This is a genomic window from Anabaena sp. FACHB-1391, assembly GCF_014696755.1.
In the GTDB taxonomy this organism is placed as follows: domain Bacteria; phylum Cyanobacteriota; class Cyanobacteriia; order Cyanobacteriales; family Nostocaceae; genus Dolichospermum; species Dolichospermum planctonicum.
In genome coordinates this window covers 1-26,109 of the sequence record NZ_JACJQS010000050.1, presented here as the reverse complement: position 1 = coordinate 26,109, position 26,109 = coordinate 1, and the positions used below count along the sequence as shown (strand labels likewise).

20 protein-coding genes are annotated in these 26,109 nt (G+C 38.0%); 8 read left to right on the top strand and 12 right to left on the bottom strand.

Annotation, left to right across the window (positions count from 1 at the left end; all coding sequences use genetic code 11):
* The first annotated feature begins 106 nt into the window (after window positions 1–106).
* The 4 genes from H6F62_RS18650 to H6F62_RS18635 all read left to right on the top strand — a co-directional run bounded on the left by H6F62_RS18650 (window position 107) and on the right by H6F62_RS18635 (window position 3,462).
* Window positions 107–409, top strand: coding sequence for a hypothetical protein (locus tag H6F62_RS18650; RefSeq protein ID WP_190372689.1), 303 nt, complete (start codon window positions 107–109; stop codon window positions 407–409).
* A 195-nt stretch (window positions 410–604) separates the two neighbouring features.
* Entirely contained in the window at window positions 605–889 is a 285-nt protein-coding gene (locus H6F62_RS18645) for an HU family DNA-binding protein (protein ID WP_137908773.1), read from the top strand.
* A gap of 26 nt (window positions 890–915) precedes the next feature.
* On the top strand, window positions 916–2,004 hold the full coding sequence (cobD, locus tag H6F62_RS18640; RefSeq protein WP_137908774.1) for a threonine-phosphate decarboxylase CobD: 1,089 nt from the start codon (window positions 916–918) through the stop codon (window positions 2,002–2,004).
* Window positions 2,005–2,007: 3 nt separating this feature from the next.
* Window positions 2,008–3,462: an NAD(P)/FAD-dependent oxidoreductase gene (locus H6F62_RS18635; RefSeq protein WP_190372688.1), complete on the top strand. Its 1,455-nt coding sequence runs from the start codon at window positions 2,008–2,010 to the stop codon at window positions 3,460–3,462.
* Window positions 3,463–4,072: 610 nt separating this feature from the next.
* Here H6F62_RS18635 and H6F62_RS18630 read toward each other — a convergent pair.
* Window positions 4,073–5,770: a DUF3685 domain-containing protein gene (locus H6F62_RS18630; RefSeq protein WP_137908786.1), complete on the bottom strand. Its 1,698-nt coding sequence runs from the start codon at window positions 5,768–5,770 to the stop codon at window positions 4,073–4,075.
* Between the two features lie 152 nt (window positions 5,771–5,922).
* Between H6F62_RS18630 and H6F62_RS18625 the strand changes: the two genes are divergently transcribed.
* Complete coding sequence (locus H6F62_RS18625; RefSeq protein WP_137908776.1) at window positions 5,923–6,411, top strand: CRR6 family NdhI maturation factor; 489 nt, start codon at window positions 5,923–5,925, stop codon at window positions 6,409–6,411.
* Between the two features lie 183 nt (window positions 6,412–6,594).
* On the opposite strand, the gene H6F62_RS18620 is transcribed toward H6F62_RS18625, so the two are convergent.
* The 5 genes from H6F62_RS18620 to H6F62_RS18600 form a co-directional block, all read right to left on the bottom strand.
* The gene (locus H6F62_RS18620) at window positions 6,595–7,536 is read right to left on the bottom strand and encodes a glycosyltransferase family 9 protein (RefSeq protein WP_190372687.1); all 942 of its coding nucleotides are present in this window, start codon (window positions 7,534–7,536) and stop codon (window positions 6,595–6,597) included.
* A 261-nt stretch (window positions 7,537–7,797) separates the two neighbouring features.
* Window positions 7,798–8,919 (bottom strand): ABC transporter permease, encoded by a 1,122-nt coding sequence (locus tag H6F62_RS18615; RefSeq protein ID WP_190372686.1) that lies wholly within the window; start codon window positions 8,917–8,919, stop codon window positions 7,798–7,800.
* A 54-nt stretch (window positions 8,920–8,973) separates the two neighbouring features.
* Window positions 8,974–10,080, bottom strand: a complete 1,107-nt coding sequence (locus H6F62_RS18610; protein WP_190372685.1) for an ABC transporter permease — start codon at window positions 10,078–10,080, stop codon at window positions 8,974–8,976.
* A gap of 91 nt (window positions 10,081–10,171) precedes the next feature.
* A complete protein-coding gene (locus H6F62_RS18605) occupies window positions 10,172–12,166 on the bottom strand; it encodes an ATP-binding cassette domain-containing protein (RefSeq protein ID WP_190372684.1) in 1,995 nt (664 codons plus the stop codon).
* A gap of 43 nt (window positions 12,167–12,209) precedes the next feature.
* On the bottom strand, window positions 12,210–13,583 hold the full coding sequence (locus H6F62_RS18600) for an HlyD family efflux transporter periplasmic adaptor subunit (RefSeq protein WP_137908781.1): 1,374 nt from the start codon (window positions 13,581–13,583) through the stop codon (window positions 12,210–12,212).
* 361 nt (window positions 13,584–13,944) lie between these two features.
* On the opposite strand from H6F62_RS18600, the gene H6F62_RS18595 reads away from it, so the two are divergent.
* Window positions 13,945–16,074: a peptidylprolyl isomerase gene (locus H6F62_RS18595; protein WP_190372683.1), complete on the top strand. Its 2,130-nt coding sequence runs from the start codon at window positions 13,945–13,947 to the stop codon at window positions 16,072–16,074.
* An 89-nt stretch (window positions 16,075–16,163) separates the two neighbouring features.
* Here the strand turns inward: H6F62_RS18595 and H6F62_RS18590 are convergent, their stop codons facing one another.
* The gene (locus H6F62_RS18590; protein WP_137909624.1) at window positions 16,164–17,753 is read right to left on the bottom strand and encodes a DEAD/DEAH box helicase; all 1,590 of its coding nucleotides are present in this window, start codon (window positions 17,751–17,753) and stop codon (window positions 16,164–16,166) included.
* 65 nt (window positions 17,754–17,818) lie between these two features.
* Window positions 17,819–19,174 (bottom strand): 30S ribosomal protein S12 methylthiotransferase RimO, encoded by a 1,356-nt coding sequence (rimO, locus tag H6F62_RS18585; protein WP_137909629.1) that lies wholly within the window; start codon window positions 19,172–19,174, stop codon window positions 17,819–17,821.
* A 690-nt stretch (window positions 19,175–19,864) separates the two neighbouring features.
* Here rimO and btpA point away from each other — a divergent pair.
* Both btpA and H6F62_RS18575 read left to right on the top strand, forming a co-directional pair.
* A complete protein-coding gene (gene btpA, locus H6F62_RS18580; protein WP_190372682.1) occupies window positions 19,865–20,677 on the top strand; it encodes a photosystem I biogenesis protein BtpA in 813 nt (270 codons plus the stop codon).
* A 64-nt stretch (window positions 20,678–20,741) separates the two neighbouring features.
* Window positions 20,742–21,731: a vitamin K epoxide reductase family protein gene (locus tag H6F62_RS18575; RefSeq protein WP_190372681.1), complete on the top strand. Its 990-nt coding sequence runs from the start codon at window positions 20,742–20,744 to the stop codon at window positions 21,729–21,731.
* 335 nt (window positions 21,732–22,066) lie between these two features.
* Here the strand turns inward: H6F62_RS18575 and nadB are convergent, their stop codons facing one another.
* From nadB to H6F62_RS20745, 4 genes are all read right to left on the bottom strand, one after another.
* Window positions 22,067–23,743 carry an L-aspartate oxidase gene (nadB, locus tag H6F62_RS18570; RefSeq protein WP_190372680.1) on the bottom strand — a complete coding sequence of 559 codons (1,677 nt, stop codon included), beginning with the start codon at window positions 23,741–23,743 and terminating at the stop codon, window positions 22,067–22,069.
* Between the two features lie 148 nt (window positions 23,744–23,891).
* Window positions 23,892–24,320, bottom strand: coding sequence for a photosystem II complex extrinsic protein PsbU (gene psbU / locus H6F62_RS18565; protein ID WP_137909627.1), 429 nt, complete (start codon window positions 24,318–24,320; stop codon window positions 23,892–23,894).
* A 315-nt stretch (window positions 24,321–24,635) separates the two neighbouring features.
* Window positions 24,636–25,367 (bottom strand): DUF3120 domain-containing protein, encoded by a 732-nt coding sequence (locus tag H6F62_RS18560; protein WP_190372679.1) that lies wholly within the window; start codon window positions 25,365–25,367, stop codon window positions 24,636–24,638.
* Between the two features lie 443 nt (window positions 25,368–25,810).
* Window positions 25,811–26,109 (bottom strand): hypothetical protein (locus H6F62_RS20745; protein WP_206755837.1); only part of this gene is annotated, 299 nt, incomplete at its 5' end.

The window sequence follows — 26,109 nt, the reverse complement described above, 5'->3', positions numbered from 1 at the left end:
TTTTAATGATATGTATTCTCATTAAGCTTATTTCTCTTTAATTGATCGTTAGTTATTATGTACTACTATCTCTGCTTTTTTGATCTGTGACAGTTCAGGGTGCGGAATGTGGGTTATAGGGCGGGCAAGATGCCCACCCCACAAGAGTTTGATCAAATATCAATATGTAAACATAAGTGTTTGGGCTGATTTCCTGAGAATTATTCCTATAGAGGAGAAAAAGTTAACCTGGGAAGAGTTGAGAAAAACGAAGGGAGTAGGGGACGAAGAGGAGGAGAGGGAGAAGGTGTTTCCCAAGCACCAAGGACTAAGGAATAGCACCACTAAGTATTTATTCATGAAAATAGGGTGTTTTAACTACAAAAAAGAGGTTAAAAACACAAAAAATCCTGAAATCTATATAAATTAATAGTTTCACCTATCCACTTCGGGCGACAACACCTTAGAATGATTCATTGAAAAGTCGAGTCAATGGGATTTACGGCGGTTTTGAGTGTAAATACTCTCCAGGAACGATTTTTGTATTTGTACAAGCAGAGATTTACGTAAAGATGCGAAAGGGTGCATCTTGAAAGAATATCTGGTAAAACTTTAGGAGTCTGATATGAACAAAGGCGAATTAATTGACGCAGTGGCGGAAAAAGCTAACGTTACCAAGAAACAGGCTGATGCTGTTTTAACTGCTGCCATAGAAACCATTGTGGAAGCGGTTTCTTCTGGTGATAAGGTTACATTAGTGGGATTTGGTTCTTTTGAATCACGGGAACGCAAAGCCCGTGAGGGACGTAACCCCAAAACGAACGAAAAAATGGAAATTCCCGCTACCAGAGTTCCCGCTTTCTCCGCTGGAAAACAGTTTAGAGAAAGGGTAGCACCCCCAAAAGAGTAAGTTTTGTTGTAGGGAGAGTATTTTTGATGCCACAACCAGCACACGGGGGAAATTTAGCCTGGGCGGCGGCGTTAGCTGACTGTTCCCCTGATGCTATTGTGGATTTTTCTGCCAGCATCAGCCCGTTGGGACCGCCCAGCAGCGTCCTTGCAGCCATTATGTCCCAACTGGGTAATCTCAGGCATTATCCTGACCCGGAATATAGTGAACTCAGACTGGCTCTGGGTCACTTTCATCAAATAGCTGCTGATTGGATTTTGCCAGGTAATGGTTCAGCAGAATTATTAACTCTGGTTGGTAGAGAATTAGCGCAATTAGCAGCAACTGTTATACTAACTCCGGCTTTTGGGGATTATTACCGCACTCTGGCGGCTTATAATGCTAAAGTGCTGGAGTTTCCTCTGGATTTGGGAACGGGGACAAAGGCTATACCTAAGCAGGAGAATTTTTCTCTGTTTCCAGATTTCAGATTTATAACCTCGGAATATGGGTTACTCCTGAATAATCCTCATAACCCGACGGGAAAGTTATTTTCACGGGACTCTATCCTACCGTATTTAAAACGGTTTGCTTTGGTGGTGGTGGATGAGGCTTTTATGGACTTTTTACCCCCTGATGAGGAACAAAGTCTGATTGAATTGGTGCAAGAATATGATAATTTGGTGATTTTACGATCGCTTACTAAATTCTACAGTCTAGCAGGTTTAAGATTAGGTTATGCTATCGCTCACCCCCAGCGTTTAGCAAAATGGCAATCATGGCGAGATCCCTGGCCTGTAAATATTTTAGCAGCCAAAGCAGCGATCGCGGCTCTTGAAGATAGAGAATTTCAAAATCGCACCTGGAAATGGCTACCAGATGCGAGAAATCAACTATTCCAAGGGTTAGCCTCAATTCCTGGTTTCACCCCCCTAGAAGGGGCTGCTAACTACCTATTGGTAGAATGTCAGCAGTCTACTTCCCAGTTACAAAAAAAATTACTTCAGCAACACCAGATTTTAATTCGTGATTGTTTAAGTTTTCAAGAGTTGGGTGATCGTTTTTTCCGCGTCGCTGTCCGTTCTGAATCTGATCACCAACGCTTATTAACAGCCCTGAAAAGATTGGACAATTAACTAATGACCAATATTGATTATGATATAGTTATTCTTGGTGACACTATTGCTGCATACCAAGCCGCTTTAGATGCTACTGGGTTAAATGCAAAAGTGGCTTTAATTGTCAGCGATAATTTTTCTCATAACTACTATTTTAATCATCAATATGTACTGAATGAAATTAGTAAAATTACTCAACAATATCGTAATTTAGAAAATCTAGGAATTGACGAAACAAATATTAACCTAAACACAATATCTCTTAACTGGAAAAAGGCTTTGTTTTATGCTATTTCTGTTTCAAAAAATCTTACTCAAATCAATTCCCTTGCTAATTTAGCAGCTCAAGGAGTTGATATTATTGTTGGTAATGGTCAATTTCAATCTTCTCCCTTGAGTTTGATAGTTAATGAAAGACGGTTGTATAGTCGGACTTACTTACTCGCTAATGGTTCACGTCCTTTAATTCCTAATATTCCTGGATTAGATACTATTGAATATCTGACTTTAACTAATATTTGGGATTATTTAGAAAAAACAACATTACCTAAAAATTGGGTAATTCTTGGTGGTATTCCCCAAAGTATAGAAATTGCCCAAGTTTTAGCCCAGTTTGGTTGTAATATTACCTTAATAGTTAAAAAATCGAGTATTGTTCCCCTTCTTGACCCAGAAATAAATCAATTACTAATAGCACAATTAGAAGTTAATGGTGTGCGTGTTTTAACACAAACAAAAGTAACCCAAGTTCGACATATAGATAATCAAAAATGGGTACAAGCAGGAAATCAAGCTATGGAAACTGATGAAATTTTCATTGCTACCGGACAACAACCAAACTTAGAATATCTCAACCTGTCCGCAGTGGGAATAAAATATCATCAACACCGCTTAGTTGTCAATGAAAAATTGCAAACGACAAATCATCGTATTTATGCTTGTGGTGATGTAATTGGTGGTTATAATATTCAGAATCTTAGTAGTTATGAGGCTAATATTGCCATAAAAAATGCTTTATTTTTTCCGAGAGTAAAAGTTAATTATCACTGTGTTCCTTGGGGAATCTATACTTATCCCAGGGTAGCACAAATTGGTTTAACGGAAATTCAAGCAAAAAGTCAATATTCTCAAAATCAAGTTTTAGTTTTCAAACAATATTTTAAAACAGCTACAAGCGCACAAGTTCAAGGACAAATTACAGGAATTTGTAAATTAATAGTTTTTAAAAATGGTAAAATATTGGGATGTTCTATTTTAGGAATAGCAGCAGCAGAATTAATTAATATAATTAGTTTAGCAATAACCCAAAATATTAAAATTCAGCATTTAGCAAAATTATCACCCATTTATCCCAGTTTATCAGAAATTCTCATCGAAACAGCACGAGAATGGCATAGACACAGAATTAATAAAAACCATGCTTTTCAAGAATTATTAGCAAGTTTCTTTAATTTTCGTCGTGATTGGAATTTATAAGCTGTTACAAAACTAAATTGTACAATCGTAATATGTATAAATCTTGTGGTGCGGGCATACTATGGCTAACGCCACGCTACGGGAACGACAAGCTCAGTACAAGTCCTGCCCGCTATTATTATTATTAATATAATTATAAGTATAAAAATTAGCTTTAATTATACAAATTCAATGCAGTACAGCTTACAGCAAGTAGCTTTGAGTGAGGTACACCTTGTGCGGGCAAGATGCCCGCACCACAAGAGTTTTATTATTACAGCACTACAAGAGTGTTATGAGGTACACCTTGTGCGGGCAAGATGCCCGCACCACAAGAGTTTTATTATTACAGCACTACAAGAGTGTTATGAGGTACACCTTGTGCGGGCAAGATGCCCGCACCACAAGAGTTTTATTATTACAGCACTACAAGAGTGTTATGAGGTACACCTTGTGCGGGCAAGATGCCCGCACCACAAGAGTTTTATTATTACAGCACTACAAGAGTGTTATGAGGTACACCTTGTGCGGGCAAGACTTGTACTGAGTTTGCCGAAGTATGCCCGCACCACAAGAGTTTTATTATTAATATTTGTACTTCATAAGATCGGGAACTGCTGTATTTTTCAGCTTATTCTCTATTTTTATTTTTCCGTTGTGCTTTTTCCGTCAAGGAAACGCTACCAATTCCTTGTAAAATACCCCTCCCAACCAAACCTAAACTCCGGCCAATAACTTGGGTCAGCACGAAAACAATTCCAGTTCCTAAAAACCCTAATAATGATTGTAAACGTGGAGCAATAGCATCTCGAAATTCTAGCATTAATGTCACTCCTAGAGGAATACCAGAAAGTTCCGCTAATTCTTGGTTACGAGGAGCATAAATTGATATTTTAGCAATACCACGAGGTGCAAAAACAAATAACTCATAACGACTTTCAAAAATTTTTTGAGCTTCAGTTATATATTGATTTAATCTATATTTCCAAGATAAGTTATTTCTAAATCTTTCAATTTCTCTAGTAGAAATCATTTGTCTGTGATAAAAGTTTTGTTTGATTGTTTCAACGTCTGCTAAATAATTTAATAATGGTTGAATTACATTATTAGCTATATGAATCAATAAATTTTCTAAAATTAATAATGCTTGAGATTGAGCTTCTTTACTACCAAAGGGACAACAAGTATTATCAATATATAAATCTGTGAATAGTAGCAGATAAGATAAAAAATCCAAGAAAAAAGGGACTTTATTAATTATTTCTTTTTGTAAATCTGTGGTTTTATCTAATAAGAATTTAACTAGGTTTATCTCTTGTTTATCCAAACTAATACGGTAGTAATTACCAAAAAATTCTGTGATACTAAATTGCCATAAATCTAGTAAAATCTGCTCTTTTAAATTAAATATTTGATTTTTATTAAAATTAAAAGTCCGAATTTCATCCAACTGCTGAAAAAATTTCTGGAGGATAATATAAAGTAGTTCTCGCTTTTTATCTTCTTGGAGAATATCAATTTCTAAAGGTGTGTCCGTGATATTTTCTAAAGGAAATTTTAGTTTATTTAAACATAATGTTAATAATTCAGATTGCAATTGTTGAGAACTCACTACAGGTGGTATATTTATTAAAGGTTGTGTCTCGGATTTGATAATTACTTGATTAATAGGGTTTTCTGGTGGTAAATTCTGCCTTTTGTGTGGTAATTTTAATAAATTACTAATAAGCCAACGAGCCGCTAAAAGTTCCCGTCTTTGTCCTGCTAAAATTGCTTTATTTAATAGGGTTATTCCCGGTAATTTTAATTGTTCTGTAACTTGATATAAAGTATCATCAATATAGTTAATTCCCGAACTTTGTAAGTGATTTCGCAACTTACCTGGTAGGGAAGATGAGGTAAAATTAGACATTTTTCTATCTTCAAACCAATAATAACCCCCATTGGCTACCTGCTCAAGAATGGGGACTAATTGAGAAATTGAGACCCCTTTAGGACAATAGCCATTTATTCCTATCGCTTTGGCAGATATAATTAGTTCCGGTTGAGATGTGCTAGTTAGAAGTAATATAGGTATATAAGGATATAAAGTTTTTAGTTGTCTACAGAATTGCCACCCTAAATGCTCATTATTTAATGCTAAGATTATCAAGTGAATTTGCTGAGAATTAACGGCCAATATTTCCGCTATAACTTTTAAAGCAGAAGTATCTGAGGGAACATCTGCTATGACTTGTAAATTGGGAATAGTTTCCAATGTCACCTTTAGTCCTAAACGGAAAATTGGATCTGGATCAATTAATAACAATTGTAAAAGGCGATCGCTCATTGGCCATATAATATCAAAGTTGGCAAGATCTTTGGCGTGATTATTGTTCTCCTGAGAATTTGCGGGGAAAATTCCTGTAAATGTCCATCTCAAAGGGGTAAAAAGCTGCTAATCTGGATTTTCACCACTGTTGAGCCAGAAAATAAACAGTTATGACCATCACAATCATCCTCAACAACGACTCCATTTATAATTTGGATCTGTCACCTGCTTTAATGGTGATTGAACCATTACTCCAAGCAGGAAACATTTCCTCCCATGAACAGCAACTGCGTTTAGAAATTAATTATGAACGAGTTGCAAATGATCCAAGAGAACTATCGGAAATTCCAGAGGTCAGACTGTGGTTTGTCCGTCTCGATGCTAAATATCCGTGGTTGCCATTTTTACTAGACTGGAAAGCTGGAGAATTAGCTCGTTATGCGGCCATGTTAGTACCTCATCAGTTTAGCTCCAAAGAAGGTATCCAATATAACCCAGAAGCTTTAGAAATATTCCTGATGCACAAGATCTTTATTTTAAGTGATTGGTTGCACAAACAAGATATTGTTAGTCCATCTCGACTGAAATCTTTAGCACAAGTTCTGGGTTATGAATTAGATGATGCTTTCTTTGAGATGATTGAAAAAGGTAATTCTTAAAGGCAAAATCAAAAAGACAAAATCAAAATCTCAAACTTTGCTCCTTTGCTATTTGGTGCGAAAGATAATTCCTACTCCCATTATGCAGCGCTGATAACACTTATTAGACATCTCTTTGATAAAATTGGTGGTTTGGGATTTTGAATCTCAAATCCCAAATCCAAAACCCATAATTGATAATATTCAACCTCCCCAAATTTTTTCTAATACTATTTGGGGTGAAATATCCGCTACTTTCCCAGTATGTGAGGTGATAGTCAAGACTTTTTCACTTGTGGGTAATAATTTTAATGATTCCGTAGAATTAAGCAAGGCAATTGTATATGTTTCTACTGCTACGCTTAGTTGGAGTAAGCTGTTTTCCACAGATAACATTAAACTAGCGCCGGCAATTATAGCAGTTAACTTGCCAATATCTTCGGGGGAAGTAACTTTAATATTGTGACAACTTTCTAGAAGTGATTTGACTAAAGGCTCATTATTGGCTTCTTTAATAACCACAATGGGTAAATCCGGTTGTTTTTGTTGACAAGCTTCAATAATTTGTCGCCAATTTTCTCCCGGATAAGTTGTATCTAAACTAGTTCCACCACCATTAATGAGGATAAAACCTGTTTCAGTTACTCCTAATCGTTTTTGTTCACCTTGCGCCCATTCAATATCTATTTTAGGTACATTTACAGATAATGTTGGACAATCAGTATCAATCTTTAAAGGTTTCAATAAGTCATGGTACATCCTGGCCACATATTGGGATAGATTTGGCGCAATTCGGTGAGTCAGAAAAACCGCACCTTGGCCTTGGTAGCCAATACGCATGGTAATTCCTGTTAACCACATCAAGAAACTTACAAACCAACTTTGTCCTACAATAATAGCAACATCATACTCTCGATCGCGTATCATACCAACGAAGTTACCCCAATCAGCTAGACTATTACGATCTTTATAATCAAAAGTTAATACATCGTGAACAGACTTGCTTACCCGGTAAGCAGCCTTTGACTTAGGTTCTACAACGACATCTATCTGTGAGTGAGGATAATAACGCTTCAGATCATCAAGAGTGGCAAAGAAAAGAATTTGGTTATCAATTGAACCAGGTACAAGAGCTACTACACGCATAATATTTATTAACGCTTATCATTTTATATTTTAGGAGAATATAGGTTAGGTATTGAGAATTAACTTGACATACTCACCGACCTAAAGTTCTGAATATTGATGGTGATCATAGCTCATAAATTACCTTTTGTTTTCATAAAAAGTCACAATTTTAAGCAAATACGGAGTATATCCTACAAATTGCCAGTGAATTGCCTCCCAAACCAACCCGAACCAATAGTTTGTAACTCAGCATAGGGATTTAAATGTTACACTGCTTCATTAACTCAACTGATTCCGAAACTTACTCACACTAATACTCAACAACACCACAGCAAAACCAAGTAATGCTAAAACATGAATCCATAGCACATCTAAACCAACCCCTTTGAGTAAAATACCCCGCACAATAGTAATATAATGACGAAGAGGATTTAGTAAAGATAGAACCTGGAAAAAAGTAGGCATAGCTTCAATAGGAGCAATTGCCCCAGATGTCTGCACAATTGGTAAATTAATAAAGAAAGATGTGAGTAATACTTGCTGTTGAGAACGGCAAATAGTCGCTAACATAATTCCTAAACTAATTCCCACAAATACATACATACTTGATAAGGAAATAAATAATAAAAAACTGCCCTGAAATGGTAAATTAAATACCACAGTTCCCAAGGTTAAAGCTAACATCACATCTCCCATGAGTAAAAAAACCAAAGGGACAATTTTTGATAACAATATTTGCCAATTGGCCGCTGGAGTCATTAACAATTGTTCCAAAGTTCCCGTATCTTTCTCGCGTACAACAGTGACTGCGGAAACTAATGTACCGATTAATGTTAACACTAAACCCATGACTCCCGGTACAAAAAACCAACTACTTATAAGTCCAGGATTGTAAAGAAATACGACTTGAGATGATACGGGAGGACTGCGTTTACCTGGTTCCAAACTCAGATTGTATTGTTGGACAATTTGATTCATGTAATTAGCAGCAATACCCGCTGTATTGGCATTTACCGCATCAATAAAAACTTGAATTTCTGCCGATTTCTGTGCTAATTTACGCGGAAACTCAGGAGGAATTATCACCCCTACATCTAACTTTCCTTTTTCTACTTGTTGACTTAAATCTTTTTCGCTATTGGGTACAGATTCTAAAGTAAAAATTCGATTGGAAGTCATGGCAGAAATTAGTTCTCGACTATCAGCAACATGAGCATAATCAATCACACCTAATTTCAAATTTTGGACATCAGGATTAAGTGCAAATCCATAAAGTAATAATTGGACTGTTGGAGGGACTATTAACAAAATAATTAATTGTTTATTGCGTAAAATTTGATTAATTTCTTTCCGCACTAATGCCCAAAATGGATGATCAAAGAATGGAAGAATAAATTTCATAAAACAGGTAATAGGTAATAGGTAATAGGTAATAGTCGAACAACTGACAACTGACTAATTACTAATTTGCATCTTACTTAAAATTCGACGGGAGACATTAAAAAATATCAAACCTAAAACTGTTAACATGAGAAAATCAAACCAAACCCCTGGCCAACCTGTACCACGCAGAAAAGCATCACGAGTAATATTAATATAATAACGAGCAGGAACTACATTAGTGACAAGTGACAGGGGAAAAGGAATATTGTTGAGAGGATAGATAAAACCAGACAATAATAAAGAGGTAATAAACCCGACTAAAGAAATAATTTGAACAGCGGAATTTTGGTTATTACTACGTACCCCAACTAGTAAACCAAACATCACACTATCTATCAGAAATATCAGAGTTCCTAATAATAAAGTGATTGGGTTATTAACCACGCTTAATTTAAAAATAATTCCCCCTAATCCTATCACAACTAATGCTTCAGTTATGGCAATTAATAGATAAGCCATACCTTTACCTAATAACAATTCTGTGGCACTAATACTAGAAGCATAAACTTGTAAAATTGTCGCTTTTTCTTTCTCTCTTACCATGGCAATTGCTGTTAGTAAAGATGGAAAAATCCACAGGATTACACCATATACTCCGGGAACAATATATAATGATTCTAATCTACCAGGATTAAACCATAAACGGATTCTAGCGGTAATTATTTTAGTAGCTGGTAAAAGTTTTTCTTCCTGCATAAAGAAATTAGTAACTCTTTGAATACTTCCTCTAATTACACGGGCATTATTAACATCTGTGGCATCAATTAAAACTTGCACTGTGGTAGGTTTATTAGCTTTAATATCTCGACTAAATTGGGAAGGAATAATTACCGCTACTTTAGCAATACCTCTATCAATAGCATCTCGCGCTGGGTCTCCTCCTGACCATTCTTTGGGAATAAATTGATTGGTAGCATATAATTTTTCAATATAGCTATTGCTTAGGTTTGTATGGTCAAAATCCTGGACAACTAAGGGAATATTTTGACTTTCTAATCTGGTAGCAAAACCGAAGATTAACAATGTCATGAATGGTAATAAAAATGCTAATGCTAATGTCAATTTATCACGTTTAAATTGAGATAATTCTTTAATACATTGGGAAATAATTCTTTTCATAATTTTGGAGATTAAAAATTGTAGGTTTGGTAAAACGAAGTAAAATCCAAAATTTTAGAAGTTGTGTTGGGAAATTGTGTTAGTTTACTTGTCAGCTATTTTCTACTTTTTGTACTATTTGTACTATACCAATAAAGGCATCTTCTAGGGAGAAAGGAATAGGACGAAGAGATTCAATTATCAGGTTTGCGGATTTTAAAAGCTGTATTACTTGGGGAATTTCTATTTCTGGGTTGTCGAGAACAATATGTAAACTATTAGCAAAGATTGAAACTCTCCAAGCAGCAAATTTCTGTTTTAATAGTTGGGAAGCAGCCTGATTTTGATTAACAATTATTTCTATCAGTTGTCCTGGTTGGGAAGCTTTGATAAAACTGGGTGAACCTTCCGCAGCGATTTCTCCAGCTACCATAAAACTCATGCGGTTACATTGTTCTGCTTCTTCTAAATAATGGGTTGTAACTAAAATTGCTGTCCCATTTCGCGCAAAATCATTGATTAGTTTCCAAAATTGACGACGCGCTAAAGGGTCTACTCCTGATGTTGGTTCATCTAAAAATAAAATATCAGGTTCGTGCATGACTGAAGCACCAAAAGCAACTCTTTGTTTCCAACCTCCTGGTAATTGTCCCGTTAACATATTTTCCCTTCCTTCTAACCCGCAGGTAGATATTACCCAATCAATTTTTTCTCTTCTATGTTTGCGGGGAACGCTATAAACACCACTATAAAATTCTAGATTTTGCAGAATTGTTAAATCGTCATAAAGGGTGAATTTTTGACTCATATAACCAATACGTTTTCTTAATTCTGGACTTCGCAAATTTCCGGTTTCTCCACCTAAAGAAATTTCTCCACCACTAGGTTTTAATAATCCACATAACATTTTAATTGTGGTGGTTTTTCCTGCGCCATTTGCTCCTAAAAGTCCGAATATTTCCCCATAACGTACTTCAATATTCACACTTTTAACTGCTGGAAATTTACCAAATACACGGTTAAGATTATTTGCATAAATAGCAATTTGTGAAAATGGTAATTGGGAAGAAGTTTTTTCTCTATTGATATTCTCATTTATTTCTTTACTTTTATTTCCACCACGATAACGGGGAAATTCTAAAAATTTTGGTGCAGAACCCTGTTGTCGCAGACGAGTAACAAAGACATTTTCTAAAGTAGGTTCATTAGGTTCAATATGGGGATTATATGCTTTTAGTAATTCATTGACTTGATTTTCACCTATAGTCACATCTTCAACTAAAACATCTAAGCGATCGCCGAAAGTTTGAATATCAACTATATTTGTATATGATATATTTGTGTCTAAATTCTGGAAAAGAATTTTCTCGCTGACTTCCAAATTTGTAGTTTTTACCTGCAAACGATGTAAACCTAAATTGGTTCTTAAAGCCGCTGGAGTGCCAATTTCATGAATTTGACCATTATACATTAAAGCCACAAGATGACAGCGTTCAGCCTCATCTAGATAGGGCGTAGCCACCACAATTGTCATCCCCTGGGCAGATAATTCTGCTAATACATCCCAAAATTCTCGTCGAGAAACTGGGTCAACTCCCGTAGTCGGTTCATCTAATAATAAAACCTGCGGTTGAGACACTAAAGCACAACATAAGGCCAGCTTTTGTTTCATACCTCCTGATAATTCACCAGCCAAACGATTGCCAAATTTTTCTAAACTCATTAATGTTAAATATTTATGGCTGCGTTCCCATAATAAATCATCATCAACTTGTCGCAACCCCCCCGCATAACGCAAATTTTCATCAATACTTAAATCCAAATATAGAGAAAATTGTTGTGTTAAATATCCCGTCATTAACCGCGAATTTCGTGCGGGTTGACCAAATACTAAAACTTCCCCCGCAGTCCCTTCCATTACACCACCTAAAATGTGGAAGGTCGTAGTTTTACCCGCACCGTCAGGACGAATTAAACCAAACATTTCCCCCTTGTTAACAGTGAAATTAATTCCTTTAATTGCGGCTAATTTACCATAATGTTTATGTAAATTACTAACTTTAATAGCTTCTGTTTGCTTAGTGATTGGTAATTGATAATTAGTCATTCTTAACTCCCCCCATGACTTATGCAGAAAATATTTTAAACTTTCATTTCTTTTCCTGTAACTTAATTTCCGCATCTGCTGGCATACCAATTTTAGCACAGGGTAAATCTGATTCTTTGTAAGGATTGTCAGGATTAAAACAGCCTTGAGGATTTTCGACTTGAATACGAACTCCTATTACTTGTCGCACGCGATCTTTTTGAAAGTAAATATTTTCTGGAGTAAAAGAGGCTTGAGGGTCAATAGCAATAACTTTACCATTGAGGGGTTTTTCTGGTGCAGAATCAAGGAAGATTTTAGTAGTTTGTCCTAATCGTACTTTACCAATATCACCTTCAGGAATAAAACCCCGTAGATATATATTTTGGGGATCAACTATTGTTAAAATTTTAGTCTGATTACTAACTATTGCACCCGGTTCAACACTGCGAGCAGTTATAACTCCATCTAAAGGACTAATCACATTCAAATCTCTTTGAGAATCTTCTATTTGAGTGAGGATTTGCTGTTTTGATGCTAAGGCATCTTTGACTTTACCATGAGCGGATCTAACTTTAGCCTGAGCAGATTGTATTTGAGCAAAAATCTGGTCTTTTTTTCTGTTTAATGCTGTTAACTGGGCGTTGCGAATATCAGGATTTAAGCCTGTAGTTTTTGTTTGGATTAATGCCCCTTGAACTGCACTTAATTGTTCTTTTGCTGCATTTACGGCCGCTTGTCTGGCTTCTAGAGTAGCCATGGCTGTATCTAATGTAGTTTGTGATTGATCAAATTGTTGGCGATTAATAGCACCTTCTTTGATAAGCTGTTTATAGCGATCGCTGTTCATTCTCGCTAATTTTACTTCTGCTGCTGCTTGTTTTGCCTGAGCTTGTACTTGTATTAATTGAGCTTTAGCCGCTGATACATTAGCTTTTGCCTGTTCAATTCGTCCAATCGTATCCCCTTGAGATTGCTGTAAATTTAGCTTTGCTTCGCTAATTTGACTATCAATTTGCTCAAACTCACTGCGGACTCTATTCAAATCTGCCATTACCTGTTGTTCATCAGATTGTGCAGATATTATCCGTGCTTCCGTCCCTCGTAATTGTTCTCGTAACAATTGGTCGTTACTATCATCTAACTTAATTAATACTTGTCCTTTTTTGACATAAGCCCCTTCTCGCACTTTAATTGACTCAATTCTACCAGAACGCTTAATCCCAATTTCAGTTTCATAACCTTCAATTCTGCCAGTTAGTTTAAGTATATTTGCTGACAATTTTGGATTATTTCGCCACAGTACATAACCAATACCACTCCCGACCACCAGTAACCCTAAAAACAAAGGAATTAGTTTTTTACCCTTTTGCTGTTGAGATGGTGGTATAGAAATATTAGTAAAATCCTCTGGAGGTGTTGGCGCAATTTGAGACATAGTAGCAGCCTAAATGATTAATCTGTTTTCATATCTAAAATCTAGACTAGACCGTCTAGTATGATATAGCAAGAAGTATGCAAAAAATTACTTTTATCCGACTGGACAAAGTTTTTACCCCACTTTAGTTAACTTTGGATTATTAGCCTGAAAATTGACTTCCAGTGGGCTGGGGAGGCTAATTTAAAATGGTAGACTTGTTGTATAATTTGAGCAAATGCCTATTTTCCATTTCCATATTATTTGCAACTATTTGTGGTTCTTAATCATTTTTTCATTTCCTCTGTTTTATTTCTTGGCGAAAAGGGGTATAATGTTCCTGTCAAGATCACGGATAAATGTGTAATACTAAGGAAAAACCATGACTACTAACAACCTTCCTGATCCTATTGTTACTAATCCTATCTTAAACGTAGTTGTCAATATTAATGCACCAGATACCACCCTGAATTTAAGTAATTACTTTGATGATCCTTTGACAACAGGGAAAGTTGCTCGTTTTAACTTAGCCAATACATCAACGGGAACCATTGGCAACGGCATCATTAATGTTGTACTATTTGACCAAACTGGAACTGGCGCACCCTTGACTGTGCAAAATTTCCAAAGTTATGTTAATACTGGCAGTTATACTAATTCTTTTATTCACCGTTCTATTCCCAGTTTTATCGTCCAAGGTGGGGGGTATACTTATAATAATTCCACATTAACAACGATTCCATCTAATGCGCCTGTACAGAATGAGTTTAGTACACAACGCTCAAATTTGCGGGGAACGATCGCTATGGCAAAATTAGGTAATAATCCTAATAGTGCCACAAATCAATGGTTTTTTAACCTAGCGGATAATTCCAGCAATCTCAATAATCAAAATGGTGGTTTTACAGTTTTTGGTCAAGCTCTTGGTGCTAGTGATTTAACCACAATAGATGCGATCGCTGCCGTTAGGACTTATAATGCTGGTGGAGCGTTTACTAATCTTCCCCTGACGCAAGCTGCAATTAGTGATACAAATTTTATTCGTTTCAGTAGTATTACAATTACTCAAGAAGATGAACTGAGATTTTCTATAGTTAACAACTCCAAACCTACCTTAGTCACTCCCAGTATTAGTAATAAACAACTGTTTCTGGATTATCTTCCTAACCAAACCGGTAGTTCACAGATTACAGTTCGGGCTACAAATCTATTTGGTGAGTTTATAGATTATCAGTTTACTGCCACAGTTTTACCAACAATTACCCTAGCTTTATCTCCTACTAGCGTCTCTGAAGACGGGACAAATAACCTTATTTACACCTTTAGTCGCAATGGTGACCTAAGTGCCGCCCTCACAGCCAACTATAACGTTGCTGGTACAGCTACCTTCAATACAGATTATACCAGAATAGGTACAGGAAATTTTACTGCTACATCGGGAACTATTACCTTTGCGGCTGGTGCAAGTACAGCTACTTTAACTATTGACCCTACAGCGGATACAATCGTTGAAAATGATGAAACTGTAGCCCTAACCTTAGCTGCGGGAACAGGTTACACCATTGGCACAACTACAGCCGTCACGGGAACTATCGTTAATGATGATGTACCTGTGATTAACCTCAGTGCTAATCAAACCATTGTTGAAGGTAACACCAACCCTCAAAACGTCACTTACACTGTTACTCTCTCCAGATCCGATACCAGAGTTATTACAGTCAACTATACCACTGTTAACGGTACAGCTACAGCGGGTTTAGACTATACCACCACCACAGGGACTTTGACTTTTAATAGCGGTGTTACCAGTCAATCAATTAACATACCCATTCTGAATGATTCTATAAATGAAGTAAATGAAACTTTTACCCTCACCCTTACATCTCCCACAAATGCCAACTTGGGGACTCGAACCAGCGTCACTACAACTATCAGCGATACTCTCACAGCCTCTGTCACCACTACCTTACCGACCAACGTTGAAAACCTCACCTTAACAGGAACAACGGCTATAAATGGTACGGGTAATGCAGGTAATAACATCCTCCAAGGTAATAGTGGCAATAACATCCTGTCAGGACTCAATGGTAATGATACACTTTGGGGAGGAGTTGGTAATGATACACTTTGGGGAGGAGTTGGTAATGATACCCTGACTGGAGGAGATGGTAATGATAAATATCTATTTCAAAGCAGTGGTGTCTTTAGTAGTGCTTTAGGTACTGACTATATTACCCAGTTTGAAGCTGGACAAGATCAGATTGTATTAAGTAAAACCACATTTTCCGCCATTACTAATGCTGTGGGGCAAGCTTTCACTGGCTTTGCCGTTGTCCCCAATAATGCCTCAGTAGATGCTAGTAATGCTCCTATTGTCTTTAGTCAAGGGACTCGAAGTATATTCTATAACCGAAATGGCAACCTGATCAGTTCAACGGAAGTGTTTAAGTTTGCTGATTTAGGTAATTCAGGGATCACCCTCAGTAGTAGCGATTTCATTTTGGTTAGCTAGTTTATAAATATGGCTTTAAACCTTATGCTTAGGCAGCGGTAATTAATTAATTAATAAATAAATAAATAAATTACCGCTACTTTGCTTAACTATTCTCTACCAGTATGTGAACCTAATTTGTGATTGCTAGGAGTGGGAGAAGCTTCACCGTGGGCTGTTCTTAACTTGGGTTTAGGACTACCGCCACCGTTACTACGTCTTTCATCGTTACCTTTACCCTCTTTTGACCAAGAAGAACGGCCTCTACCGCCTCCAGAACCACGTAAGCCACCACCACGTTCGCTTTCCCGTTCTGAACCATCACCGACATCTATACGGCGTTTGTTAATTCTGGGTTTGGGAGTTGGGCTTTCTTCTACAGGTAAATCCACTCCTGATAGTAACCAAGCGGGACGGGTTTGATCATAAGCGATTTGTAAAGCAGCCGCAGCGATCGCATGAGCATCGTATTCTGCAATCATTTCACTGATAATGGGCAAGAATGAAGCTAACCGTTCACCTGTTAGAGCTTCAGCTACTTGTCCTCTTAACTTCTGAATATGTTGAGCTTCAATCTGCGCTTTAGTAGGAATAGACAGAATTTGCCAAGTTTGGCGGTTATGGCGTTCAAAAGCCTGTTGTTTACGGCGTTCAAAAGCCTGAACCAAAGAAATGGCTGTTCCTTCTTTTCCAGCGCGACCGGTACGACCAATGCGGTGAACATAGGTTTCCACACTATCAGGTAAATCAAAGTTAATCACATGAGAAAGTTGATCAACATCTAAACCCCTAGCTGCAATATCAGTAGCTACTACCCAACGCACTTGACGGTTACGGAAGCGAATTAATAGACGTTCCCGCGCTTGCTGGGACAAATCACCATGATATTCATCCACACTATGACCAGCAGATTGCAATTGACTGGTTAATTCTGCGGCTGTGCGACGGGTGCGAACAAAGATTAAAGCTGTTTCTGGGTCTTCCATTTCCAGAATTGGTTGTAAGGCCTTGGCTTTTGTCCAGTGACGGGGAATAATGTAAGCTACTTGATTGATTTTATTTGGTGCGGCCTTGGGTTGTTCAACGGTGACAGTTACCGGTGAGTTCAAAAATTTATTTACCAACATCCGAATTGATGGTGGCATTGTTGCAGAAAATAAGGCTGTTTGTCTTTCTTCTGGTGCTTGGGAAAGAATTCTTTCCACATCATCAATGAAGCCCATGCTTAACATTTCATCAGCTTCATCTAACACAAACCACCGTACTTGATCTAACTTCAAGCTACCACGATCTAATAAATCTATCACCCGTCCTGGTGTACCGACAACGATTTGCGCCCCCCGTCTGAGTTGCATAATTTGCCGGTCAATTGATTGACCACCATAAATGGCTGCTGCTTTCAAGTAACTATTACCAATAAATTGGGAAATAGCCGCATGAACTTGAATGGCTAACTCACGAGTTGGGGTTAAAACTATTGCTTGTACAGCTTTTTGATCAGGATCTAGCCGTTCTAAAATTGGTAGGGAAAAAGCTGCGGTTTTACCTGTTCCTGTTTGGGATTGACCGACTACATCCCGACCATTTAATAATTGAGGAATTGCTTGGGTTTGGATATTAGTAGGTGCAGAAAAACCCATGTTTTCTAACAGTTCAGCACGTTCTTGGGAAATGCCTAATTCTTGAAATGATAAGTTCATTAACTCTCCTAGATTTTATTGTGAATTTTTGATTTGTAAACCGATACTTATTTGTAAATTAAGTCTTATGCAACAGTAGATAGAGAACGAGATAATAATCTATCGCTATTGACAACTTGACCATAAAGGTCATAGGCATCGGCGCTTTGAATCGCTACTTTGACGATAGTTCCTAGCCTAGCCTCTCCTTTCACATAGACTTGACCATCAACTTCGGGAGAAAATCTACCAGAACGACCAATTAGTTCGCTCGTTTCAGGATTTTCTTGCTCAATTAGGACATCAACAATTTTGCCGATTTCCTGTTGATTTTTCTGCAAAGAAATTGGCTGTTGTAATGCCATTAGTTGATCATGGCGTGCTGCCATTATTTCTGCTGGAATTTGATTAGGTAGACTGTAGGCTGGAGTTCCTTCTTCCGGTGAAAAAGTAAATACACCAACATGATCAAATTTATGCCGTTGTGTAAACTCTAATAAATGTTGAAAATGCTCCTCGGTTTCTCCCGGAAAACCAACTATAAATGTGGTTCTTAGCACTGCTGATGGTAGGGACATTTTAATCCTTTCCATAATCCCATCATTGACCTGTCCTTGCCAAGGACGATTCATAGCCCGGAGAATTTCTGGGTGGGAATGTTGCAGGGGTAAATCTAAATATGGTAAACAGTTGGGGGTTTCTTCGATGGCCGCCATTACATCTGGTGTTAATCCGGTGGGATAGGCGTAGTGCATTCTCACCCAAGGTATATCTACTTTCCCTAAAGCCCGCAGCAGTTCGGCTAATTTGGGTTTTCCGTAAATATCTAGGCCGTAATTGGTGGTGATTTGAGAAATGAGAATTATTTCTTTCACACCTTGATCTGCCAGTTGTTGGGCTTCGGCTACTATTGATTCAATGGTACGCGATCGCTGGTTTCCTCGCAAATGGGGAATAATGCAAAATGCACACCGATAATCACAGCCTTCAGCCACTCGCAGGTAAGCTACTCCTTCGGTTGTTGTCCGATAACGCGGTGTGGTTTCATCAGCGATATAAGTAGGTTCGGCGGTAATTTCTTTAACTCTCTCTCCTTGCTCTACTCGCTCGATCACATCCACAATTTTGTGATAATCTCCTGTCCCCACTACCGCCACCGCTTCTGGCAATTCTTCCAATAATTGTTCTTGAAAGTGTTGGGCCATGCAGCCTGTAATGACGATTTTCTTATTAGCCTCCGCTAGTTCTACTAGGGTTTTTACTGATTCCTGTCGTGCTGCTTCAATAAAACTACAGGTATTAACAATTACGTAATCTGCTAATTCTTCGTTGCTATCTACACTATAGCCTGCGTTTACTAGCAGCCCTAACATATGTTCTGTATCAATGCGATTTTTCTCGCAGCCCAGGTGAGAAATGGCAACTGTTGGCTTTTCACCCATCATGTTCAATAAATGTTCCGTTTTTCCTTGCTAATTAACGTTCAAATTGGGTCGGGATATATAGATAAATAACTCCTACCCAACTACCCGTTACTAATTACCAGATTTTACCTGTATAATTAGCTACTTTAATTAGTAAATACAATCCCCCAACCTCTTCTATTTTACATATAGAGGCGGTGTCATGATCCTTCTACTAATTTGTTTCCCAGGGTAATCTTGAGCATCTTTGGGTAAGTCTGACACTCGTAATATTTTTTAACAATTCGCTTATTGGTATTTTAAATTACCGCAGCGTGGGCTTTGTTAATTTACCCATTGGGAAGCCGACCCGGAGGTCTGTTTTGAGAAGCCGCTACCCAACCGGGAAATCGCACTGGCGACCACGCCCATCAAGCAGTAATGCTACTCCGGCATTTACAATTAAATGACGGGAAGCTGCCTTGCATCTTGTGAGTGGCAAACTTCTCTTCTAATCAGATTTTATCTTAACATATCTTAGGGAAGGTTGAAAGTTAATTTCCATCTTGAGGAGGAGGTTACAACCTGACCATGAAAAAACCGCTTAGGACTCACACAGCAGGGAACAGGGAACAGAAAAACCGGCGTTGCATAATGTCGGTATGAGTTATGTTTCGCGCCAAGGCGCAAAGAGTAAGAGTTTGAGAATGTGCGAAGTAAATTAAAAACGTGGACTTATATCAGTTATTTAAAACCCGAACCCCAATTATTGGCGTAGTGCATTTGCTACCCTTACCTACTTCAGCCCGTTGGGGAGGTAGTCTCAAAGCAGTGATTGACCGCGCTGAACAAGAAGCCACAGCCCTTGCTAGTGGAGGGGTTGATGGGATTATCGTTGAGAATTTTTTCGATGCCCCATTTACTAAAAATCAAGTTGACCCGGCTGTTGTCAGTGCCATGACTGTGGTTGTACAACGTATACAGAACTTGGTTACTGTGCCTGTGGGATTAAATGTGTTACGCAATGATGGCAGAAGTGCGATCGCTGTTGCTAGTTGTGTTAATGCACAATTTGTTCGTATTAATGTACTTACAGGTATAATGGCAACTGACCAAGGACTAATTGAAGGGGAAGCTCATCAATTACTACGGTATCGTCGAGAATTAGGATCTGACGTGAAAATTTTTGCTGATGTTTTAGTAAAACACGCCCGTCCGTTGAGTTCTCCTCATCTCACTGTTGTTGTGAAAGACACTATTGAAAGGGGTTTGGCTGATGCGGTAATTTTATCTGGTTGGGCTACTGGTAGTCCTCCTGAGCAAGAGGATTTAGAACTAGCTAGTGCTGCGGCTGCTGGAACTCCCGTTTTTATTGGTAGTGGCGCAAGTTGGGAAAATGTTAGCACTCTCCTACAAGCAGCAGATGGGGTAATTGTTTCTAGTTCTCTCAAACGTCATGGTCAAATTCAGCAACCCATAGACCCCATTCGCGTCAGTCAATTTGTGGAAGCCGCCCGCAGACCTCTGTTGTCTGAACTATGATGCTTTTGATTTGCTTGATTTAGATGATTTCTAAACTAATTACCAATTACCAATCACTAATATTATGACTCGTCGTCGTTCTACTCCTAGTATTTATAAATGGTCGCGTCCAGCCATTGGAGCGATCTCCGGTTTTGGTATCCTGAATACAGGTTATCTCACTTTTGAAAAGCTGACCGGCAGCGCCCCGGTTTGCACTACACCAGAAAATGTTAAGAGTTGTGTAGATGTCCTTTCTAGTCCTTGGGCTACAGTTTTTGGTCAACCATTACCTGTATTTGGTTTATTGGCATACATGGGTATGTTTATATTCGCTTTAGCTCCTTTGGCATTGAACTCAGGGGAAAATAACAAAAGTCAGAAACAACTAGAAAATGTGACTTGGTGGTTGCTGTTTATAGGGGCGATCGCTATGTCGGTTTTTAGTGGATACTTAATGTATGTACTAGCATTTGAACTGAAAGCTATTTGTCTTTACTGTATCGCTTCTGCCTTATTTGCATTAATCATGTTAGTGTTAACCGTCATGGGTAGGGATTGGGAAGATAACGGACAACTTTTATTTACCGCTTTAATTGTAACGATTGTGACGCTAATTGGGACTTTAGGAATTTATTCTCAAATCAGCCCATCAGGTAATATTACTGAATCAACTGATGGAAAACCTACAGCAATCACCTTTACCCCAAAACAATACCCAAATCCTGAATTTGGCTGGGAAATTACTACTAAATCTGGAGAAGCGGAAATAGCCCTAGCCCAACATCTGGTTAAATCTGGTGCTAAGGAATATGTAGCCTATTGGTGTCCCCACTGTCACGAACAAAAGTTACTTTTCGGGAAAGAAGCTTATCAAATCATTAATGATAATTCTAAGGTAGAGTGCGCTGGTGATAGTCCCAATGGTAAACCAGAATTATGTAAAGCCGCAAAAATTCAAAGTTTCCCAACTTGGATTATTAATGGTAAAAGCTATAGTGGAGTACAAAGTCTAGAAGAATTAGCAAATATCACAGGTTATACAGGTCCGAAAAACTTTAAATATTTCCGTTAAAAATTAGTAAGACTTACGCAATTGTGACAAAAAATTATTATGTTTTGTTTGTAGTCAGGGCTTTAGCCCTGATGATTGTTCCCATAGCCTCTAGAAGATAGGACTAAAGTCCTAACTACGATCTCATTTATTAGACCAGTTGCGTAAGTTATCATTGGAAATGATAGCGTTTCCCAGTCTAATGAAGTACAAAATTATCTCCGTTTATCTGCGTCCATCTGCGTACCCTTCGGGAAGCAAGCTACAATTATTACTGCTTGTACCTCACTTGAATGGGAATGGCGATAAGGTAATCAGGTGAATATATATTTATCTTTAATTTCACCAATTACCAATTACCCATTACCCATTACCCATTCTTGATTTTTCACCAGAGTATGCACTTGCCAATTAGGATCAGTTTGGGGGTAATCTAAACGATAATGTCCACCACGGCTTTCGGTTCTAAAAACAGCACTTTTGAGAATTAATTCGGCCACATCTAATAAATTACGAGTTTCTGCCCAAAGCCGCAATTCCTTTTCAATTTTCGGTTGTTGAAAATTAACTGATTGTCCAGGCTGTAAACTTAATAATAATTGACTTAAAGGTAAAGCTGCAAAGTCTTTTTGCCAAGATTTGATTTGAGAAATGGCAGTTTCTAAACTTGATTTTTCTCGACAAATACCCGCACTTTGCCAAACTATACGGGGTAAATTTTGGCGAATTTCTGCTAATTGTCTTTGTTGATTTTCCCAATCAATTGCAGACGGGTTAACTGCAAAATTTCCATTTTTAATAAAGTTAACAGATTTCTGTTTTTGAATTATCAATTTTTCATGATCAACATTAGCCATTTGCGCCCCAAAGACAATACATTCTAAAAGAGAATTACTGGCTAAACGATTTGCACCATGTACCCCCGTACTAGCGGTTTCCCCAACAGCATATAAACCGGGAATATTGGTCGAATTAGTCACATCTGTGAGAATGCCACCCATCCAATAATGGGCGGCGGGAGAAACGGGAATGGGTTGATTAAAGACATCAATACCCCAACGTTGACAAACGGCGATGATATTGGGGAAACGATGACGAATTTTCTCAGGGGGAATAGGACGCATATCTAACCAAACATGGGCTGTAGCCGGGTCAGAGGCGGTATTTTGTAAATGACTAAAAATTGCTCGACTCACCACGTCTCGCGGCGCTAATTCCCCAGATGGGTGGTAATCAAAAGCAAAACGTCGCCCGGTATCATCCACCAGGTGCGCCCCTTCACCGCGTACGGCTTCACTAATAAGAAAACGTCCCGGTTTACTCAAGGCTGTAGGATGAAACTGCACAAATTCTAAATCCCTAAGAATCGCCCCCGCCCGCCAAGCAATGGCCACACCATCACCTGTACTTACTTCTGGGTTAGTAGTTTGGGCAAATACTTGACCACCGCCACCCGTAGCTAAAATTACTGCTCCGGCTCTCACCCAGGTAATTTTACCTTGATAAAATAGGCTAATTCCCAAACATTGACCTGTTTGGGGTTCTATCCACAAACTCAAAGCCAAAGCTTGCTGAATTACTTTGATATTCTGACGACGCAGAACTTGATTTTTCAGGGTAGTTGTAACTTCCCTACCAGTGGTATCAGCCGCATGGAGAACACGAGGACGAGAATGGGCTGCTTCTAAGGTTAAGGCTAAGTTACTTTCATGACGATCAAAAGCGACTCCTAAATTAACCAGGGATTGAATACAACTGGGAGCTTGTTCAGCTAAGAATTTTACAGCAGCTAGATCACATAAACCCGCTCCGGCTTTTAATGTGTCTTCAATATGCAGTTTTGGCGAATCTTCTGGGGCGACGGCTGCGGCTATACCACCCTGCGCCCAATCACTAGCGGATAGGGAAACTGTTTCTTTAGTAATTAGGCCGACTTGTAAGGATGCTGGTAAACATAGGGCTGTATATAGTCCCGCTGCACCAGCACCGACTACTAAAACATCAAATTGGTTAGGAATATCTATATCAGACAAGGTGGGGTAATGGGTAATAGGTAATGGGTAATGGGTAATGGGTAATGGGTAATGGGTAATGGGTAATGGGTAATGGGTAATAGAGAAATTTATTAGACTTTTTGCCTATTGCCCCTACCAATCACCAATTACCAATTACCAACTAAGGTTATCTGTAGATACCGTTGTTAATGCGATCATCACCTTCGTTGAAGTTAGGCTCAAATTCTGTCACGGTGAAATTATCCAAATTGGCTTGCAAAAGTGCTTTTTGTTTATCGCTCAATTTTGCCAAATTTAATACATCCTCTACTTTGTTGTAAGGAGCATTTTTGATAATTTTCTTAGCCAAGGTGGGATATAGTCCTGGATACTTTTGGAAAGCAGCGATATTGGTATTATTCAAATCAATTTTTTTACCAAAGTCCGTTCCCAGTTTCTGATCTGCTTTGTTTTGGCGAGCAAGTGCTAAAACTGGAACTTGATTTCCTGCAAAGCTATTGAAACTAACAGCTTGGGCTGTCTGAGTAGTTCCCAGCATTCCCCAACAACCTAGCAACAATGTAAATACAGTGAATAAACGCACCAATCCTTTCACGATTTTTTACCTCTTTCTATCAAACAGCAATTAAATTGTTGATTATTTGCAGCCACAAGCCATAAACCGTAGGGCATAAGCCAGAATTTTCAGGTTGTTAGAGCAGTTTCTATTCTAACTTGATCCTGATTTTCTCATGGTTTAGCTTCTTCGTTTTAGCTTGGGATCTTGCACAACAGTCATCAAGAACTAATATACAGCGTATCAATATCCACAATATTCACTACTATTTGGTTTACTTTGACTTTTGCCAAAAATTCTTCCTCATAGCACTTACGCGCCTATTTTTGGGTGTTTTCCCCATTGATGGGAATTTCACGCTAGAACCGCTGCTATTAAGAATAGACTGTCTACTAGAATTGTACTCAAAATTGCCCCTCCAAAGGCATACCAATGGCATTGTTTATTCAGTAAAGAGACTGTTCCCACTGTCATCAGTATCAGGGCAAGAATGACCGCCCAGCCCTCTCCCCAGGGTGTTTCGACTTGTTCTAAGGCATTTTGTAAGATTTGTGAAGCTCCTGCGGGATCTATTCTCATAATTTGTCGCCAATAGGGCATCAAATCTACTAAATAAAAATAAATATCGGTTAAAACTGTCCCCAGCAAAGAACCTAAATAGAACCAATTGCCGATTTTACCCCAATTTTTCGCTAAACACCACAAAGCAAAGGGTAATCCTAGTGATTCTATGGGTATATGCCAAATTGGTTCATATCTTAACCAACCCCAATAAATTGCCCCTGTCAACCAAGTCCAGCTAAACCCAAAGAGTAAATCTCCCCATAAATAGGTTCTTGAACTTGACATTAATCTCATACTGAACCAAAGTAAAAAGCCTGTTGAAAATACACTTAGCGCAGGAAATGATCTTACTAATGGTGCTTCCACAAACACTGGTACTGATACTAAAAATACCGACGCTGCAAATACTAACCAATTTTGTCGGGAAGATATCAAGTTTGCTAAAGAGGTTTTTTTAATGCCATCACCAATATCTAACGTAGGGTTAGTAGCTGTATAGGAAAAGAATGTATGATTAATCAAAGTTTCTAATATTTGTTACTAAACTTTACTTATCCCACAATATCATAATTGATAATCCCCCCTGGGGGCATCTTGATTATACACGAAATTTATTTATAGGACTATGCACTCAATAATTTCACGAGTTTTGGTAATTTCAGCCGGGGGGCTTGACAGTGTTTTGAGTTTCGGGTATGATGATGTTATTGGTGGAAAATAGTGCGTCCATATATATAGAGTTTTGAATTACTAAGATTATTATTTCCAAAATAAATCTCCGCAGTAGGGAAATATTAACCGCAACTTCTGGAAATACAAGATTGATTAAATAACTTGGATATTTTGTTATAGGGATATAAGTTATTTCTATAGGATTTTGGGAAAAAAGATTTTTCTCAATAAACAGGGGTCTATTCTCATGATTATTGAGAATTTTGTCAATAATTTCACGAGTTTTGGTAATTTCAGCCGGAGGGCTTGACAGTGTTTTGAGTTTCGGGTATGATGATGTTATTGGTGGAAAATAGTGCGTCCATATATATAGAGTTTTGAATTACTAAGATTATTATTTCCAAAATAAATCTCCGCAGTAGGGAAATATTAACCGCAACTTCTGGAAATACAAGATTGATTAAATAACTTGGATATTTTGTTATAGGGATATAAGTTATTTCTATAGGATTTTGGGAAAAAAGATTTTTCTCAATAAACAGGGGTCTATTCTCATGATTATTGAGAATTTTGTCAATAATTTCACGAGTTT

Coding starts and splice junctions, on each gene's coding strand:
- H6F62_RS18620 (WP_190372687.1), bottom strand. CDS start 7,536: ATGCGTGTAGTAGCTCTTGTACCTGGTTCAATTGATAACCAAATTCTT.
- H6F62_RS18625 (WP_137908776.1), top strand. CDS start 5,923: ATGACCATCACAATCATCCTCAACAACGACTCCATTTATAATTTGGAT.
- rimO (WP_137909629.1), bottom strand. CDS start 19,174: ATGGGTGAAAAGCCAACAGTTGCCATTTCTCACCTGGGCTGCGAGAAA.
- H6F62_RS18590 (WP_137909624.1), bottom strand. CDS start 17,753: ATGAACTTATCATTTCAAGAATTAGGCATTTCCCAAGAACGTGCTGAA.
- H6F62_RS18600 (WP_137908781.1), bottom strand. CDS start 13,583: ATGTCTCAAATTGCGCCAACACCTCCAGAGGATTTTACTAATATTTCT.
- H6F62_RS18645 (WP_137908773.1), top strand. CDS start 605: ATGAACAAAGGCGAATTAATTGACGCAGTGGCGGAAAAAGCTAACGTT.
- H6F62_RS18635 (WP_190372688.1), top strand. CDS start 2,008: ATGACCAATATTGATTATGATATAGTTATTCTTGGTGACACTATTGCT.
- H6F62_RS18605 (WP_190372684.1), bottom strand. CDS start 12,166: ATGACTAATTATCAATTACCAATCACTAAGCAAACAGAAGCTATTAAA.
- H6F62_RS18630 (WP_137908786.1), bottom strand. CDS start 5,770: ATGAGCGATCGCCTTTTACAATTGTTATTAATTGATCCAGATCCAATT.
- H6F62_RS18595 (WP_190372683.1), top strand. CDS start 13,945: ATGACTACTAACAACCTTCCTGATCCTATTGTTACTAATCCTATCTTA.
- H6F62_RS18610 (WP_190372685.1), bottom strand. CDS start 10,080: ATGAAAAGAATTATTTCCCAATGTATTAAAGAATTATCTCAATTTAAA.
- H6F62_RS18615 (WP_190372686.1), bottom strand. CDS start 8,919: ATGAAATTTATTCTTCCATTCTTTGATCATCCATTTTGGGCATTAGTG.
- H6F62_RS18650 (WP_190372689.1), top strand. CDS start 107: ATGTGGGTTATAGGGCGGGCAAGATGCCCACCCCACAAGAGTTTGATC.
- cobD (WP_137908774.1), top strand. CDS start 916: ATGCCACAACCAGCACACGGGGGAAATTTAGCCTGGGCGGCGGCGTTA.
- H6F62_RS18575 (WP_190372681.1), top strand. CDS start 20,742: ATGACTCGTCGTCGTTCTACTCCTAGTATTTATAAATGGTCGCGTCCA.